The sequence below is a fragment of the Dehalococcoidia bacterium genome (assembly GCA_040902535.1).
Lineage (GTDB): Bacteria > Chloroflexota > Dehalococcoidia > DSTF01 > JACRBR01 > JBBDXD01.
Genome location: JBBDXD010000018.1, coordinates 114,645 through 130,362, shown reverse-complemented (window position 1 = coordinate 130,362; position 15,718 = coordinate 114,645). Strand labels below are relative to the sequence as shown.

Genomic DNA, 15,718 nt, shown 5'->3' with positions numbered 1-15,718 from the left:
ATGCGGACTATGACGGGCGGCGCGCCACCCCCGCGACCGCCGAGAGTTCCGCCTCCATACGCTGCTCCCACGTCCAAAAGTGTTCGCGCGCGAACGCTGCCGCGCCGGCACCGAGGCGATCTCTGATCGCCGGGGCGCCGGCAAGCGCAACGATCAGGTCGCTCAGACGCTCCTCCAGCGGTTTCACGAACCCGGAGCGCTGCGAATTATCGACGAGCCTGCCTGTGCGGTTGTCGACGATCAGATCGCGCGTATCGCCGGCGTCCACCGCGACGATGCACATGCCGCAGGCCATCGCTTCCAGCAGCGGGTTGCCGACGTTCGAGAGGTCCGCCGTCGCAAGGAACACGTCCGATGCGTGCATGTAGCGCACGACGTCCCGTTGCGGCACCGCCCCGGCGAATCGCACGGCGTCCGCGACGCGCAGTTCTCGCGCCAGCGCTTCGAGGCGCGGCCGTTCTTCGCCGTCGCCGACGACGAGCAGCGTCGCGCCGGGCACCCACGCACGCACCTTCGGCAACGCCCGCACCGCGCGGTCGATGCGCTTCCACGCCGCCAGCCGCGACGCGGTCATCATCACGAACGCGTCCGGCGCGATGCCGAGCGCTTCCCGCTCAGCCCGCCGCCCGTCCGCGGTCGCCGGCCGCAGCCGGTCGAGGTCGAGGCCGTTGCGCCAGAACTTCACGCGGTCTCCGGCCGCCGGCTGAAGTCGCGCGAGCACGTCATCGCCCTGCGTGCCGTCGTCGGTCATGATCACGAGGTCGGCGCGCGTCTTCAGCGCCAGCGCCTCCTCGAACCGGCGGTAGTACATCACGCGGTCCTTGAGCGCGGGCCGCATCACTGTCCCCTGGAAGCGCGTCACGAGCGGCAGCCGATACCCCTTACGGCGAAACAGGCGCGCTGCCAGCACACCGTGCACTTCGTAGCCGTACAGCACCTCGAACTGGGTGGGCGCGTGACGCAGCACGTGCTCGGCGCGCCGCGCCGCCAGCCACGGGAACGCCAGCGCGAAGCGCAGCTTCTGGTCGACCGCCGCGACCGGCTCCGGCAAGCGCGGCAACGGCAGGTCGCGGATGCTCGGCACGTGAAACGTGTGGAAGCGGACATTCGGGATCTGCGGCCGTGACTCCCGCGATTCGCCGCGTTCGCCGCGACGCCGATAAAAGTGATTGGCGCCGATCGTCGGCAGCACAGCATCGACGCTGTGGCCCGCCTCGCCATACGCGCGCAGTGTGCGCTCGAGCGTCGGCGCGCCCTTCCCCTGGTCGAGGGACCATACGTCGAGCGCGCAGATCATCAGGATGTGCATCGGCGGGATTGTACGCGTTCGGGCGGAGCGGACGGAATCAGCCGAGCAGGATCGCCAGCAGCGTCACCACCAGCAGGCCCGAAACGGCGCCGTGCGCCATCCACGCCTGGCGTACGGGCTTGCGCAGCACGCGCTCCACGGCGATGTGCGCGACCGCGCCCGCCTCCAGCGAGATGCCGCCGGCAACCACCCAGATGAGGGGTACGGACGCATCGCGAAGCAGGTAGACGACGACGGGAATGATCGCGAGGAAGATTGCCGTGACGAGAAGGAACGTCGCGCGGTTGATCGCGACGTAAAACGGCCCGACCGCGCCCTCGATGAGTCCGTCACGTGCATCACGGCTGACGTGTGCGGCCAACACCTTCGCCTCCGCGTCCATGGTCGCACTCGCAATATTGCGGCGCGGTCAAGATCGCGCGCCCGGGGCCGCCGGGTGCGTGAAGAACGGGAGTCGCGCTGCTAAGACTCGTCGAAGGGGACTTGCACCGGAGCCGGCATGCCCTCTGGCCGCGGTACCGCGGCCTCTGCCGCCAGCACCGTCTTCATCGCGGCGATCGCGACTTCGATCTGGTCGTCGCCGGGGTCGCGCGTCGTCATGCGCTGCAACCAGAGGTTCGGCGCCTGCAGCACGTGCAGCACCGGGTGCGATTCGTACGCGTGGCTGATGCGGATGAATTCGTACGCCGCCGCCGCGATGATCGGCGTCAGCAGGATGCGCTCGAGGATGCGCTCGGTCAGCGGCGGCGTCCCAAGCATCGTGAACACGCCGAACGACATGACGCCGACGGTCAGCAAGAACGCGGTGCCGCAGCGCGGGTGCGCGTTCGCGAACTCACGCACCGCCTCTACCGTCAACGGCCGGCCGTGCTCGTACGCGTGGATCGTGCGGTGCTCGGCGCCGTGGTAGGCGAACACGCGCCGCACCTCCGGCAGCCGGCCGATGAACCAGATGTAGCCGAGCAGCATCGCGATCCGCAGCAGACCCTCGGTGAGCACCTCCAGCCAGGCGTTGCCACCCGCCCGCTCGATCCAGCCCGTCATCAACACCGGCCCCGCGATGAATACGGCCGCGGCGGCGGTCAGCGTGACGCCGGCGATCGCGAACTCAGCCTTCGACGCCGGTTCGTTCTCGCGACCGGCGGCGACGCGCGCCGACCAGTACAGCGACTTGATGCCGAGCGTGAAGGTGTCGTACAGCGTCAGCACGCCGCGGACGAACGGGACCTTCCGGTACGCGGCGCCGGCCGGCGTCTCCGTGACCTCGGAGCGCGTGATGATGCGCCCGTCGGGAGCGCGCACGGCCATCGCCATAGCGCGCATCCCGCGGATCATCACGCCCTCGATGAGGGCCTGGCCGCCGTATGGATTCAGGGGGGTTTCGGAAGTAGTGCGATTGTCCGCCATGACGTGTACGAAACGATATCAGACCCGGCTCCGGATCGGGACCTGTTGGAGGCGCGATCCCGCCCAAATCGCATTACAAAATCAAGGCGTCGCGCGATCAAAAGATCGAGCCGGAGCAATCCCGCTCGCGGCGCTCAAACGCCGATCCGCTCGCGATCTCTCGCGCCCTTGGCGACGACACAGAACGAAGACTGCCCGGTCCGCCCCCGCCGCGAACGCAGCACCCACTACGCGTCCGGGCCGTCGCCACGCGGCGGGTGTTGGACGCGCGCGCTCCCGCGCCGCCGCTCCAGCTCGCGCTGGACCATCCGCTCCTCCGCCTCGCGGCCCCAGAGCACGGGCGCCATGAACGTCGTCAGGAACTGCATGGCGAGGAAGGCGCCCCAGATGATCGCCACCCACTGCACCCACCAGCCGCCGCCCGTCGCCCAATCGAGCAGCGCCAGCCCGCCGACGATCAGCCCGAAGAACGCCAGGTTCTTCAGGAAGTCGAGGCGCTGGCGCACGCGCCTGCGGACGGCGCGCACCTCGGCGTCGTCGTCCCATTCGTCGCGGCGGAAGCCGCCGGAGCCGAGCCGGATGCCGCCCCACGGGCCGCTGATGTCGATGCCCTCGAACTCGTCGCGGTCGCGCGTCATGGCGCACCTCCAAGAAGATCATATATCGGGCGGCCGGTGTGGCGGGCTAGTGGTTGCCTGCGTTTTCGGTAAGGAGCGCCGTTGTGAGAACCCAGAACCTGGAACTTTTAGAACTGGTTCCAGGTTCCAGGTTTCCAGGTTCTTCCCGTGTGCGTAGCGCCTGCGTACACCGTCGGTTACAATCGCGCCCGAATCTACGCAGGGAGGAGCATGTGGCCGAATTCGTGCGCGTCGCGAGGCTGTCGGATATCCCGGCGGGGACCATGAAAGGCGTCAAGGCGCGCGGCAAGGAAGTGCTCGTCGCCAACATCGACGGCGAAGCCTATGCCGTGGGCGACCGCTGCACGCACCTCCGCTACCGGCTGCACAATGGCACGCTCGACGGCACGGTCGTCACCTGCCAGGGGCACGGTTCCCGCTTCGACGTCACCGATGGCGGCGTCTGCGGCTGGGTGACGCATCCCGCCTGGTACAGGATGCTGATGGATGCCACGTTCCCCGGCTTTCTCAAGCGCAGCCTGCCGTCGTACCCGACGCGCGTCGAAGGGGATGACGTGTATGTTGAGTTGTAAGTGTTAAGTCTTAAGTTGTCAGTTGTAACTCTGAAGTTGTCAGTAGAGAGCGCGGGCTTTCAGCCCGCGATCGTGCGCGAGTCGATTTCGTTGTACCCAGCGGGCAAACTCCCGCATAACATCGCAAGGCACCCAGGTCGACGGTAAGGCATACGGTTGGGCCTACGTCATGAACCAATCATGGAATACAGCGATCTCTGATTCCGCCACTGATAACTTCCTACTTACAGCTTAATACTTACTACTCATGACTTCCTCACCCGCAGATCGCGAAACCGCAGCCGCACGAGCCCGCTCACCATCTTGATGATGTCGTCCGGGAACTTCACGCGCGTGTCCGGATCTTCGACCCACTTCACCGGCACTTCCTTCAGCCGGTAGCCGTTCTTCTCGGCGAGCACCAGCAGTTCCGTGTCCCAGAACCACTCGCCGTCGCGCACGTGCGGCAGCAGCGCCTGCGCCGCTTCACGCCTGATCGCCTTGAAGCCGCACTGGGCGTCGGAGAACTTCGTCCAGAACAGCGCCTTGATCAGCAGGATGAAGGCACGCGAATTGACCTCGCGCTTGATCGACCGCTCGATGTCCGAGCGGCGCGAGACGCGCGATCCGTACGCGACGTCGTAGCCTTCTTCGAGCACGCCGCCGAGCAGCGGCAAGATCATCGACAGGTCAGTGGAAAGGTCGACGTCCATGTAGCACATGGCGTCGGCGCTGCTTTCGAGCCAGGCGCGCGTGAGTGCGCGCCCGCGCCCCTTCCGGTCGAGGTGGATGTAGCCAATGCCGTCGGGATCCTCGGCCGCCAGCCGCTTCGCGACGTCCAGGGTGCCGTCGCGCGAGGCGTTGTCGGCGACGACGATCCGCCAGCGGTACGCCGCGAGATGCTCGATGCACCAAGCGCGCAGCGCCTCGACGCTCTGCGCCAGCACGCGCTCCTCGTTGTAGCAGGGGATCACGAGGTCGACGGACTTCATGGCGATAAGCGTAAGGCGTCGGCGGCGCGAGCGGGAGGGTGCGGGGGAGACGTTACACAGCAAACAGCAAAGAGCAAACAGCAAAGGATCGATGAACCACGTTTTGCTGTTTGCCGTTTGCTGTCCATTCCCTCGGTACAGAAAAGGCGCCCGCAGGCGCCCTTCTGTTGTCTGTTGTCTGTCGTCTGTTGTCCTTCCGGTCAGTAGTCCATCGGCGGCGGCGCCGGCGCTGCCGACGGCGGCTCCGGGATGTCCGTCACCAGCGTCTCCGTCGTCAGCACCATCGCGGCGATGCTGGCGGCGTTCTCGAGCGCCGAGCGCGTCACCTTCGCCGGGTCGATGATCCCCGCCTTGAGCAGGTCGACGTAGCGGTCGTCGCGGGCGTCGTAGCCGTAGTTCGCACCCTTGCCCGCCCGCACGTTCTCGACGACGACCGAGCCCTCCTGGCCGGCATTCTCGGCGATCACGCGCAGCGGCTCTTCGAGCGCCTTCTCGAGGATCGCCGCGCCGGTGCGCTCGTCCCCCTCCAGCTTTTCCTTCGCGGCGATGACGGCCGGGATGGCGCGCAGCAGCGCGACGCCGCCGCCCGGCACGATCCCCTCTTCGACAGCGGCGCGCGTCGCCGAAAGCGCGTCTTCGACGCGGAGCTTCTTTTCCTTGAGTTCGACTTCGGTGGCGGCGCCGACCTTGACGACGGCGACACCGCCGGCGAGCTTGGCCAGCCGCTCCTGCAGCTTCTCGCGGTCGAACTCCGACGTCGCCTCTTCCGTCTGCGCCTTGATCTGGCGGATGCGGTCTTGGATCGCCTTGTCCGTGCCGTAGCCCTCGATGAACGTCGTCTCGTCCTTGGTCGAGGTGACGCGCCGGGCGCGGCCCAGCTCGCCCACCTGCGTGTTCTCGAGCTTCAGTCCCATGTCCTCGGTGATGAACGTGCCGCCCGTCAGGATCGCGATGTCTTCGAGCATCGCCTTGCGGCGGTCGCCGAAGCCCGGTGCCTTGACCGCAAGCGCGTTGATCGTGCCGCGCAGCTTGTTGACGACGAGCGTCGCCAGCGCTTCGCCGTCGAGATCGTCACAGACGATGACGAAGTTCTTCGTCACCTGCAGCACCTTTTCGAGCACCGGCAGGATGTCCGCTACGGCGCTGATCTTCTTGTCGGTAATCAGGATGTACGGCTCGTCGAGCGATGCTTCCATGCGCTCGGTGTTCGTCACGAAGTACGGCGAGATGTAGCCGCGGTCGATCGCCATGCCCTCGACGAAGTCCGTCTCGAACTTCAGCCCGCGCGACTCCTCGACCGTGATGACGCCGTCCTTGCCGACCTTCTCCATTACCTCGGCGATCATCTCGCCGACCTCCGGGTCGCGCGCCGAGATCGTGGCGATCTGGGCGATCTGCTGGCGGCCCGACACGGGCGTCGCCAGGTCGCGCAGGTACGCGACGATCACCTGGACGCCGGCCTCAAGGCCGCGCTTCAGCGCCATCGGATTGGCGCCAGCCGCGACGTTTTTCAGGCCCTCGCGCACCATCGCCTGTCCGAGCACCGTCGCCGTCGTCGTGCCGTCGCCGGCGACGTCGTTCGTCTTCGTCGCGATCTCTTTCGCGAGCTGGGCGCCCATGTTCTCGAACGGGTCCCTCAGCTCGATCTCTTTCGCGATCGCGACGCCGTCATCGACGACGGCGGGCGGCCCGAACTTCTTGTCGAGCACGACCGTGCGTCCGCGCGGGCCGAGCGTCACCTTCACGGCCTCGGCGAGCGCGTCCACGCCCGCCTTCAGCGAACGCCGCGCCTCTTCATCGAATACAAGTTGCTTTGCCATCGCTTGTCCTGGTCTCCTGGTTGCTAGTCGCTGGTCGCTGGTCGTCGCGGTCGGCGTGTCACGGCCTCGAGAGGCACGGGCGACAAGCGACCAGCGACAAGCCGGCCAACTACTGGATCTTCGCCAGCACGTCCTTCTCGGCGATCACGATCAACTCTTCGCGGTCGACCTTCACTTCCTGGCCGGTGTACTTGGCGTAGAGCACGCGGTCGCCGATCTTGACGTCCATTGCGATGCGCTTGCCGTTGTCATCGAGCCGGCCCGGGCCGGCCGCGACGACCTCGCCCTGCTGCGGCTTCTCCTTCGCCGTGTCGGGAATGACGATGCCGCTCGCCAGCACCTCTTCCTGGACGACGGGCCGAATGACGATGCGGTCGTGCAGCGGCATCAGCTTCGTCGATGCAGCGGCGCGGCCGTTCGCCGTCTTCTTTGCGGATGTGGACTTCGTAGCAGCCACCTTCTACCTCCTCTGGATATGGTTCTTGGTCAGGGATGCCTTGATGTTGGGGCTTAGCACTCGTAGGTTGAGAGTGCCAGCAACCGTGATACTACCGCGACGAACGCTGCGCGACAAGGGTGCGGCTGCCAGATCGCGCGAAGATTTTGCGCGCCCCCGTCGCCGTTGTTGTTGCCGCGCTACACGGAAACGTGTAGGCTGGCGCCATGGCTAACCGCCGCCGCGCAACGTGGGACGCCGCCTCGGTCAAGGCGCTGCGGCGTCATCTTGCGCTCACGCAGGACCAGCTCGCCGGGGAACTGGGCGTCCGCCAGCAGACGGTGAGCGAGTGGGAGACGGGCGCTTATCGCCCCCGCGGCGCCAGCGAACGCCTGCTGACGATCGTCGCCGAGCGCGCCGGCTACGCCTACGAGGCGGGCGCATGATGGCGAGCGTCGCCGAGCAGCGCCCGGCGTACCGTCCCGCGGCGCCGGACGGGGCTCTGACGGAGTCGCAGCTCACGGCGATCTGGCACGGGCGGCGGTTTCCGACGGGCGCACTCGTGACGCGCGGCGGCGTGCCGGTGCAGGTGATCTTCCAGGGTCGCGCCGGCCGCGGCCCCGGCCCGGACTTTCGCGGCGCCGTGATCGCCGGCCCCTCGGGGCTGCCGCTGCGGGGCGACGTCGAGCTGCACGTGCGTTCGTCCTCCTTCAAGCAGCACGGCCACGAGGACGACCCCGCCTACGTCAACGTCATCCTGCACGTCGTCTTCGAGGACGACACCGGCGTCGACACGCCGCTGCCAGGCGGCAAGACGGCGCCGGTGATCGCGCTGGCGCCCTGGGTGGCGCGCCGCGCCGAAGACCTGCAGCGCTGGCTCGCGACCCCCGTCCTCTGGCGCGAGCCGTGTCACGACGCCGTCATGCGCCTCGGCGAAGACGGCGTCCGGGCGGCGCTCGCCGGAGAGGGCGACCGGCGGCTCGAAGTGAAGGCGGCGCGCGCGGCGGAGACCGTGCGCCGCCATGGCGTCGACCAGGCGCTGTACGAGGGCATCCTCGAAGCGATGGGCTACGGCGGCAACGCGGCGCCCATGCTCGCGCTCGCCCGCGTGCTGCCGTGGCCGCTCCTCGATGCACTGACGCGCTCATCGCACGACCGCCGCCTGCACATGGAGGCGCTGCTGCTCGGCGTCGCCGGCCTCCTGCCTTCGCAGCGGCGCCACGCCTGCCCGGTGGCGCCGCACGTCGGGCAGCTCGAGCGCGCGTTCGAGGCCGCGGAGCTGGCGTCACTGGGAAGCGAACGCTGGAAGCTGTGGGGCGTGCGGCCGGAGAACATGCCCGCCCGCCGCATCGCGGGCTGCGCGGCGCTGCTGGCGCATCACGGCGCCCCGTCGCGCCTGCTGAACGTGCTGGAAGCGCGCACCGTCAACGAAGCCGTGCGCCCCTTCGCGGTCGCGGCGTCCGGCTACTGGCGCGGCTGCTACGACACGTGCGCAGCGCCCGTGCGGCTCGGCAACACGTTCATCGGCCGCTCGCGGGCGCTCGAGATCATCATCAACGTCGTGCTGCCCGTCGCCGCGGCGTCCGGCGATCCGGCGCAGGCGGCGAAAGCACGCGCGCTCTACGAAAAACTGCCGCGGCCGTCCGCGTACGGCGTCACGCGGTTCATCGAAACGGCGCTCGCGTCAGAAGGCGTGCGCGTGCGCGTCGACGCCCGCGGCGCGCAGGGCATGCTGGCGCTGCACCGTGATTGGTGCACGGCGAACGGCTGCGGCAGGTGCCCGCTTTCGTAGGAAGTAGGAAGGTAGGAAGTAGGAAGTTGGAAGTTAGAAGTTAGAAGTTAGAAGTTAGAAGTTAGAAGTTAGAAGTTAGAAGTTAGAAGTAGGAAGTTGAAAGCTGGAAGCTGGAGGCTGGACGGGTGCTCCGCGACGCATGACTGATCTACTGAGAGACTGATCGACTGAAAAACTGAACGACTGAGAGACTGACCGACTGAGAGACTGAAAGACTGATGGACCTGAAACCCTACATCCGCGCCGTGCCCGACTTTCCCGTCGACGGTGTCCTTTTTCGCGATATCACGCCGCTGCTGCGCGATGCCGCCGCCTACGCCTACGCGCTCGACGTCATGGCGGCGCACGTGCGTACGCTGGCGCCGCACGCCATCGCCGGCATCGAGTCGCGTGGCTTTCTCTTCGGCGCTCCCGTGGCCGCGATGCTCGGCCTGCCGTTTGTGCCGATCCGCAAGCCGGGCAAACTCCCCGCCGCGCGGATGACGGTCGAATACACCCTCGAATACGGCAACAACCAGCTGGACATCCACGCCGACGCGCTGGCGCGGGGACAGCGCGCCGTCATCATCGATGACCTTCTCGCCACCGGCGGCACGGCGCGCGCGGCGGCGAAGCTCGTCGAGCTGCTGGGCGCGGAGGTCGTGGGGCTCGTCTTTCTCATCGAGCTGGCGGGCCTCGATGGCCGCGCCGCGCTCGCCGGCTATGACGTGACGTCGTTCGTGCGGTACGAGTGACGAGTAGAACCGAGAACCTGGAGCCGATCAGGGACAGTCGTTTGCCCTAAGGACGGCGGTCAACAGCAAAGAGCAAACAGCAAACAGCAAATTGGGCCAGTCTGAGCTGCTTCCCGCTGTATGCCGCATTCGTTAGGATCGGCGGCGGGTTCTGGGTTCTGAGTTCTAAGTTGTCAGTTCTCAGTTCTCAGTTCTCAGTTCTACGTTCAAGGTTCAAGGTTCAAGGTTCTCGTAGTTCGATGACCACCATCCAGCCACAACGGCAGCCGCAGGCGAGACCGCGCGACAAGCGCATGCTCATGGTCGTCTCGCACACGCACTGGGACCGCGAGTGGTACCTGCCGTATCAGTCTTTCCGCGTGCGCCTCGTCGGGCTCATGGACATGCTGCTCGACCTCTTCGAAGACGACCCCGGCTACAAGCACTTCATGCTCGACGGCCACACGATCCCGCTCGAGGACTACATGGAGATCCGCCCGGACCGCTTCGACGACGTCGAGCGGGCGGTGCAGACCGGCAGGCTGCTGATCGGGCCCTGGTACATCATCCCCGACGAGGCGTTGCCCGGCGGCGAGGCGCTCGTCCGCAACTTCCTGCGCGGCCATCGCGTCGCCAAGGCATTTGGCCCGGTCATGAAGGTGGGCTACATCCCCGACCCGTTCGGACAGATCGCGCACATGCCGGCGATCCTGCGCGGTTTCGGCATCGAATACGCGACGATGTGGCGCGGCGCCGACGATTCGTTGAAGACGACCGAGTTCTTCTGGCGCTCGCCCGACGGCAGCGAGGTGCTGACGATCCACAAACCGCACGGCTACGGCGTCGGCGCGACGTTGCCGCTCAACGCCAAAGCCTTCATGTCGCGCATCAAGTCGATCCGCGAGGATCTCGAGCCGCTCGCCACGACGCCGTACCTGCTCGTCATGAACGGCAGCGACCACCTGCCGCCGCAGCCCGAACTGGCGGCGATGCTTCGCACCGCGAACGAAGCGCTCGATGACGCCTTCCTGCTCCATACGTCGTTGCCCGAGACGTTCGAGCGCGTGCGCGCGCACATGGGTGATAAGGCGCACGAGTGGCCGCGCCACGAGGGCGAGTTCCGGAGCGGCCAGCGCGCGCACTTGCTGCCCGGCGTGCTTTCGGCGCGGATGTGGATCAAGCAGCAGAACCAGGCCTGCGAGGACCTGCTCGCGCACTGGGCGGAACCCTACTCCGTCTGGGCGGACATCCTCAAGCGCGAGGTGGCGCCGGAGTGGCGCGAGCCGCTGCCGCCGACGACCGCGCACATGCCGTTCCCGACGTCCGAAGAGTCGATCTCGGCGCTGATCGACCGGGCGTGGCGGCACCTGCTCGAGAATCAGCCGCACGACTCGATCTGCGGCTGCTCCGTCGACCCCGTGCACGAGGAGATGCGCCAGCGCTACGAGTGGGTGCACGAGATCGGCGAGGAGATCGTCCGCCAGGCGCTGCGCACGATCGGCGCCCTCGGTCCCGACGACCCGCTCGGGACGATCACGGTCTTCAACCCGACGCCGCGGCCCGCGACGCGTTACGTCTCCACGATGGTGCCCTGGAACGACGAGCGTCCGATCACGGGCGTGCGCGCGCCCGGCGGCGCGATCGTCCCCGCGACGAAGATCGGCGACACGCAGCAGTTCCAGATCCCCGATGGCGCGCCACCGGGCTTCGAACGCGCGCGCGCCGAGATCGGGTTCGTCGCGAAAGACGTGCCCGGCTACGGCTACAAGACCTACCGTCTGCAACTGGGCGACGTTGGGGCGCCGGTCGAGCAGTCGCCGGCCGCGCACGTGATCGAAAATGAGTACCTGCGCGTCGAGGCCGACGCGTCCGACGGCACGCTGACGGTGCACGACAAGAGTTCCGGCCGCGTGCTGCAAGGCCTCAACCGCATCGTCGACGGCGGCGACCGCGGCGACGAGTACAACTTCTGCGCGCCGGAACAGGATCGCCTGGTCGATGCGCCCGCATCGCCGCCGGAGATCCGGACGACGCAAGTCGCCGGCTCGCGGGCGCTGGTCGTCGAGTCGACCTACCGGCTGCCCGCCGGACTATCGTCCGACCGCGCCCGGGGCGGCGACGCGACCTGCGACGAGCGCGTCGTCAGCACGGTCACGCTCACCGATGGCGTGCCGCGCGTCGACATCAGCACCACCGTCTTCAACGCCGCGGAGGACCACCGCCTCCGCGCCCACTTCCCGTCCGGCCTGCGCGCCGCCGTCTCGAAGGCCGACCAGCACTTCGGCGTCGTCGAGCGGCCGCTGGCGCTGCCCGAGTGGGACCCCGAAACGTGGATGGAGCAGCCGCTGGGTACCTACCCGCAGAAGGCCTTCGTCAGCGTCGACGACGGTGACTTCGGCCTCACGATCGCAAACCGCGGCTTGCCCGAGTACGAAGTGCTGGATACGCCGGCAGGCGCCGAGATCGCCGTCACGCTGATGCGCTGCGTCGGCTGGTTGTCCCGCAGCGACATCTACACGCGCCGCGGCGGCGCCGGCCCGCAACTCCGCACGCCGGGCGCGCAGATGCCCGGCGCCCACACGGTTGAGTACAGCATCATCCCGCACACGGGCGACTGGGAGTCCGCCGCCGCCCACGTCGATGCGGTGCAGTTCCTGCGGCCGATGCGCGCGCGCTGGAACCGCCACGGCCTCGGGCACATCGGCGACAGCGGGTCGCTGGCGCGCGTGAGCAGCGAGGCGTTCCAGGTGAGCGCGATCAAGCGCGCCGAGGACGGCGACGGCGTCATCCTGCGCATCTACAACACCACCGCGCACGAAGCGGAGACGCTCGTCGACATCCCGCAGCTCGGCGGCGGCGTTTCGATGGTGAACCTCAACGAGGAGCACATCGCCGACGTGCCGCGCGTGCAGGGCGGCGTCGCCGTCGTCGCCCGCCCGAACGAGATCATCACGCTGCGCTTCCGTCGCTGATCCAGCTCGGAACGAGCGCGCGCTCTTACCCCCGCGTCGTATCCCGCACCCGCTACGGTTCGCCAGAACGAGCGCGGGCTTTCAGCCCGCGCGGCATCGCATGCCGCGTTGCGGAGAGATTCTTCGCGGCGCTCAGAATGACGCGCGGGCGCCTGTTGTCGTGTTGTCGCTCGTCAGGCCGCTTGCTGTTTGCTGTTTGCCGTTTGTTGTCCGGCGTAGACGCGTGTCTACGCCGGCGACGCCACGTAGTTCCCGTTCGCCACGTGCTCGAACGGCCGCGGCCCCTTGGGCGTGATGTAGCGCAACTCGTAACGCTGTACCTCGAAGAACGCCCGCACATCGGCGAAGTTCGCGCCGGCGTTGAGCCAGTACTCCGCCGTGTACTCGAAGATCACGGACGGGCGGAAGCGCGCGATCGTCTCGCGGGCGCCGCGCAGCACCGGCATCTCGTGGCCCTCGACGTCGATCTTGATCAGGTCCAGCCGCTCGCACTCGCGCTCGAACATCACTCGATCGATCGTCGTCACCGGCACGTCGGCGCACTCCATCGCTGACGCCGCGTAGGGGTCGAGCGCCAGGTTGCCTTCATACATCGTCGCCTTGCCGGCGCCGTGGTGCGTCGATGCCGGCGCGTAGAGTTGCATCGTGCCGCTCTCTGCGCCCGCGGCTGTCCGCAACGTCTCGATCTGCTGCAAGCCGTTCATCGCGACGTTGGCGCGCAGCCGTTCGAACACGCGCGCGTGCGGCTCAAGCGCGATCACGCGCCCCTGTTCGCCCGCGCACTCCGCCATGATCAGCGCATGGCACCCGACGTTCGCGCCGGCGTCGATCGCCGTCCCTCCCGGCTTGCAGGTCTCGCGGATCAGCTCGACGATCTCCGGCTCGTAGCGGCCGTAGAAGAAGATCTGCCACTCGATGAACGACGACGTGTCCAGGAGCATGCGCAGGTTGTTGCCGTAGGGGCGGATCACCTCGAAGTGGTTGGCGGCGCGGCGTTCCGGGCTGTAGACCGTCGTGAGCAGGCGATGCGCGCCCTTCGGCTTGAAGCGCCGCGTCACGCGCGCCATCTGCTCCAGCGCGATGATCTTCGCGCCGCCCTCGCGCGCGCCGCCGCCTGTTTTCTCCATGCGGGAATCGTCCGATACGCGGTCTCCGCGCGGCAGTAGGGAAGTCCCCAACCTTGAGCTTGTCCCGCTTGTCGCACCCGCTTGACACGTTTCGAGGGCGAAGCCTACACTGCGCGAAATCGAAGATTGGCGATGATCGGGAAGAGTAGGTCTGGCAGCGGGCCAACAAGAGAGCCGGGACAGGTGAAATCCGGCGGCGGCGCGGCAGACAGAATGGATCCGGGAGCCTCGGACCGAACCTCCGCCAGGGCGGACAAGTAGGCCCCGACGGGATGGGCGCCGTTACCACGGCCCACGGCATCGGCGGCGAAGCCCCGTGCCGGACCGAGATGGTGCGTCCGCGTTACGGACGTAACCGAATGCAGGGTGGTACCGCGAGCAAGCTCTCGCCCCTCAGTGGGTGAGGGCTGTTTTAGTTTTCTTGAGAATATGAAGAACCTTGAACCAGAACGTAGAACCCAGAACCTTGAACCTTGAACCAGCACCGATGAAGGTTCCAGGTTCGAGGTTCCAGGTTCAAACGCAAAACGCATCCTGGGGCGATGATGTTCACTCTGACGGGAGGCCACATGACGGACGAGCGCACGAAGTTCCTGCTATCGGAGGCCGACCTGCCGGCGCACTGGTACAACGTCGCGGCCGACCTGCCGAAGGCGCCGCCGCCGCCGCTCAACCCCGGCACACACGAACCGATCGGGCCGGAGGCGCTGGCATCGCTCTTTCCGATGGCGTTGATCAAGCAGGAAGTCTCGACCGAGAGGTTCGTCGAGATCCCCGATGAAGTGCGTGACATCTATGCGCTCTGGCGGCCGACGCCGCTGATCCGCGCTCGTCGCCTCGAGCGCGCGCTCGACACGCCGGCGCACATCTACTTCAAGTACGAAGGCGCGTCGCCGGTCGGCTCGCACAAGCCGAACACCGCCGTCGCGCAGGCGTACTACAACAAGCAGGAAGGCATCACGCGTCTGACCACCGAGACGGGCGCCGGCCAGTGGGGCTGCGCCCTCGCGATGGCGTGCAACTTCTTCGGCATCGACCTGAAGATCTACATGGTGAAGATCAGCTACGAGCAGAAGCCGTATCGCCGATCGCTCATGCAGGTCTACGGCGCCGAGGTCGTCGCCAGCCCGAGCGGCGACACCGATGCCGGCCGCGCCATCCTCGAGGCGACGCCCGACACGCCGGGCAGCCTCGGTATCGCGATCAGCGAAGCCGTCGAGGACGCAGCGAAGCGCGACGACACCAAGTACTCGCTCGGCAGCGTGCTCAACCACGTGTTGCTGCACCAGACCGTGATCGGCCAGGAAGCGATGAAGCAGATGGAGATGGCGGGCGAGTACCCGGACGCCGTCATCGGTTGTGCCGGCGGCGGCTCCAACTTCGCAGGGCTGGCCTTCCCATTCATGCGCGAAAAGCTGACCGGCGGCAAGCCGACGCAGTTCATCGCCGCCGAGCCGGAAGCCTGCCCGTCGCTGACCAAGGGCGAGTACCGCTACGACTTCGGTGATACGGCCGGCACGACGCCGCTGATCAAGATGTTCACGCTGGGCCATACGTTCATCCCCGAGGGCATTCACGCCGGCGGCCTGCGTTATCACGGCATGGCGAACCTGATCTGCGAGCTGTACGACCAGGGATTCATCGAAGCGCGCGCCTACCACCAGAACACCGTCTTCGATGCGGCGCTGCAATTCGCTCGCACGGAGGGCATCGTCCCGGCGCCGGAAAGCGCGCACGCGATCCGCGCCGCGATCGACGAGGCGCTCGCCTGCAAGCAGTCCGGCGCATCGAAGACAATCCTCTTTAACCTGAGCGGCCACGGCTACTTCGACATGACGGCGTACGACAACTACCTGGCGGGAAAGCTGCAGGACTTCGCGTACCCCGCGGACAGGGTGAAGGCGGCGATGCAGGAAGTGCCCTTGGTATGACACGACAACAGACAACAGACAACAGGCAAC

The 15,718-nt window shown here is 67.2% G+C and carries 14 protein-coding genes; 6 read left to right on the top strand and 8 right to left on the bottom strand.

Features of this window, described 5'->3' with window-relative positions; all coding sequences use genetic code 11:
• Positions 1–7: 7 nt before the first annotated feature.
• From WEB52_08790 to WEB52_08775, 4 genes are all read right to left on the bottom strand, one after another.
• Positions 8–1,309 carry a glycosyltransferase family 4 protein gene (locus WEB52_08790; GenBank protein MEX2226530.1) on the bottom strand — a complete coding sequence of 434 codons (1,302 nt, stop codon included), beginning with the start codon at positions 1,307–1,309 and terminating at the stop codon, positions 8–10.
• A 37-nt stretch (positions 1,310–1,346) separates the two neighbouring features.
• Complete coding sequence (locus WEB52_08785; GenBank protein MEX2226529.1) at positions 1,347–1,691, bottom strand: hypothetical protein; 345 nt, start codon at positions 1,689–1,691, stop codon at positions 1,347–1,349.
• 80 nt (positions 1,692–1,771) lie between these two features.
• The gene (locus WEB52_08780) at positions 1,772–2,716 is read right to left on the bottom strand and encodes a DUF1385 domain-containing protein (protein ID MEX2226528.1); all 945 of its coding nucleotides are present in this window, start codon (positions 2,714–2,716) and stop codon (positions 1,772–1,774) included.
• Positions 2,717–2,943: 227 nt separating this feature from the next.
• The gene (locus WEB52_08775) at positions 2,944–3,354 is read right to left on the bottom strand and encodes a 2TM domain-containing protein (GenBank protein ID MEX2226527.1); all 411 of its coding nucleotides are present in this window, start codon (positions 3,352–3,354) and stop codon (positions 2,944–2,946) included.
• A gap of 212 nt (positions 3,355–3,566) precedes the next feature.
• On the opposite strand from WEB52_08775, the gene WEB52_08770 reads away from it, so the two are divergent.
• Positions 3,567–3,926, top strand: coding sequence for a Rieske 2Fe-2S domain-containing protein (locus WEB52_08770; GenBank protein ID MEX2226526.1), 360 nt, complete (start codon positions 3,567–3,569; stop codon positions 3,924–3,926).
• A 245-nt stretch (positions 3,927–4,171) separates the two neighbouring features.
• Here the strand turns inward: WEB52_08770 and WEB52_08765 are convergent, their stop codons facing one another.
• From WEB52_08765 to groES, 3 genes are all read right to left on the bottom strand, one after another.
• Entirely contained in the window at positions 4,172–4,897 is a 726-nt protein-coding gene (locus WEB52_08765) for a dolichyl-phosphate beta-glucosyltransferase (protein MEX2226525.1), read from the bottom strand.
• 200 nt (positions 4,898–5,097) lie between these two features.
• Entirely contained in the window at positions 5,098–6,717 is a 1,620-nt protein-coding gene (gene groL, locus WEB52_08760; GenBank protein MEX2226524.1) for a chaperonin GroEL, read from the bottom strand.
• A 109-nt stretch (positions 6,718–6,826) separates the two neighbouring features.
• Positions 6,827–7,174 carry a co-chaperone GroES gene (gene groES, locus WEB52_08755; protein ID MEX2226523.1) on the bottom strand — a complete coding sequence of 116 codons (348 nt, stop codon included), beginning with the start codon at positions 7,172–7,174 and terminating at the stop codon, positions 6,827–6,829.
• 206 nt (positions 7,175–7,380) lie between these two features.
• Here groES and WEB52_08750 point away from each other — a divergent pair, with 206 nt between their 5' ends.
• The 4 genes from WEB52_08750 to WEB52_08735 all read left to right on the top strand — a co-directional run bounded on the left by WEB52_08750 (position 7,381) and on the right by WEB52_08735 (position 12,630).
• Positions 7,381–7,599, top strand: a complete 219-nt coding sequence (locus WEB52_08750; GenBank protein MEX2226522.1) for a helix-turn-helix domain-containing protein — start codon at positions 7,381–7,383, stop codon at positions 7,597–7,599.
• Positions 7,596–8,945: a DUF2851 family protein gene (locus tag WEB52_08745; GenBank protein ID MEX2226521.1), complete on the top strand. Its 1,350-nt coding sequence runs from the start codon at positions 7,596–7,598 to the stop codon at positions 8,943–8,945. The genes WEB52_08750 and WEB52_08745 overlap by 4 nt, the downstream gene beginning before the upstream one ends.
• A gap of 218 nt (positions 8,946–9,163) precedes the next feature.
• Positions 9,164–9,679 carry an adenine phosphoribosyltransferase gene (locus WEB52_08740; protein MEX2226520.1) on the top strand — a complete coding sequence of 172 codons (516 nt, stop codon included), beginning with the start codon at positions 9,164–9,166 and terminating at the stop codon, positions 9,677–9,679.
• 239 nt (positions 9,680–9,918) lie between these two features.
• The gene (locus WEB52_08735; GenBank protein ID MEX2226519.1) at positions 9,919–12,630 is read left to right on the top strand and encodes a glycoside hydrolase family 38 C-terminal domain-containing protein; all 2,712 of its coding nucleotides are present in this window, start codon (positions 9,919–9,921) and stop codon (positions 12,628–12,630) included.
• 227 nt (positions 12,631–12,857) lie between these two features.
• Here the strand turns inward: WEB52_08735 and WEB52_08730 are convergent, their stop codons facing one another.
• On the bottom strand, positions 12,858–13,757 hold the full coding sequence (locus tag WEB52_08730; protein MEX2226518.1) for an FkbM family methyltransferase: 900 nt from the start codon (positions 13,755–13,757) through the stop codon (positions 12,858–12,860).
• A gap of 569 nt (positions 13,758–14,326) precedes the next feature.
• Between WEB52_08730 and WEB52_08725 the strand changes: the two genes are divergently transcribed.
• Positions 14,327–15,688 (top strand): TrpB-like pyridoxal phosphate-dependent enzyme, encoded by a 1,362-nt coding sequence (locus tag WEB52_08725; protein MEX2226517.1) that lies wholly within the window; start codon positions 14,327–14,329, stop codon positions 15,686–15,688.
• The last annotated feature ends 30 nt before the right edge of the window (positions 15,689–15,718 follow it).

Excerpts from the sequence above, each read along its gene's own strand:
- WEB52_08790 (MEX2226530.1), bottom strand. The coding sequence starts at position 1,309 with ATGCACATCCTGATGATCTGCGCGCTCGACGTATGGTCCCTCGACCAG.
- WEB52_08785 (MEX2226529.1), bottom strand. The coding sequence starts at position 1,691 with ATGGACGCGGAGGCGAAGGTGTTGGCCGCACACGTCAGCCGTGATGCA.
- WEB52_08780 (MEX2226528.1), bottom strand. The coding sequence starts at position 2,716 with ATGGCGGACAATCGCACTACTTCCGAAACCCCCCTGAATCCATACGGC.
- WEB52_08775 (MEX2226527.1), bottom strand. The coding sequence starts at position 3,354 with ATGACGCGCGACCGCGACGAGTTCGAGGGCATCGACATCAGCGGCCCG.
- WEB52_08765 (MEX2226525.1), bottom strand. The coding sequence starts at position 4,897 with ATGAAGTCCGTCGACCTCGTGATCCCCTGCTACAACGAGGAGCGCGTG.
- groL (MEX2226524.1), bottom strand. The coding sequence starts at position 6,717 with ATGGCAAAGCAACTTGTATTCGATGAAGAGGCGCGGCGTTCGCTGAAG.
- WEB52_08750 (MEX2226522.1), top strand. The coding sequence starts at position 7,381 with ATGGCTAACCGCCGCCGCGCAACGTGGGACGCCGCCTCGGTCAAGGCG.
- WEB52_08745 (MEX2226521.1), top strand. The coding sequence starts at position 7,596 with ATGATGGCGAGCGTCGCCGAGCAGCGCCCGGCGTACCGTCCCGCGGCG.
- WEB52_08740 (MEX2226520.1), top strand. The coding sequence starts at position 9,164 with ATGGACCTGAAACCCTACATCCGCGCCGTGCCCGACTTTCCCGTCGAC.
- WEB52_08735 (MEX2226519.1), top strand. The coding sequence starts at position 9,919 with ATGACCACCATCCAGCCACAACGGCAGCCGCAGGCGAGACCGCGCGAC.
- WEB52_08730 (MEX2226518.1), bottom strand. The coding sequence starts at position 13,757 with ATGGAGAAAACAGGCGGCGGCGCGCGCGAGGGCGGCGCGAAGATCATC.
- WEB52_08725 (MEX2226517.1), top strand. The coding sequence starts at position 14,327 with ATGACGGACGAGCGCACGAAGTTCCTGCTATCGGAGGCCGACCTGCCG.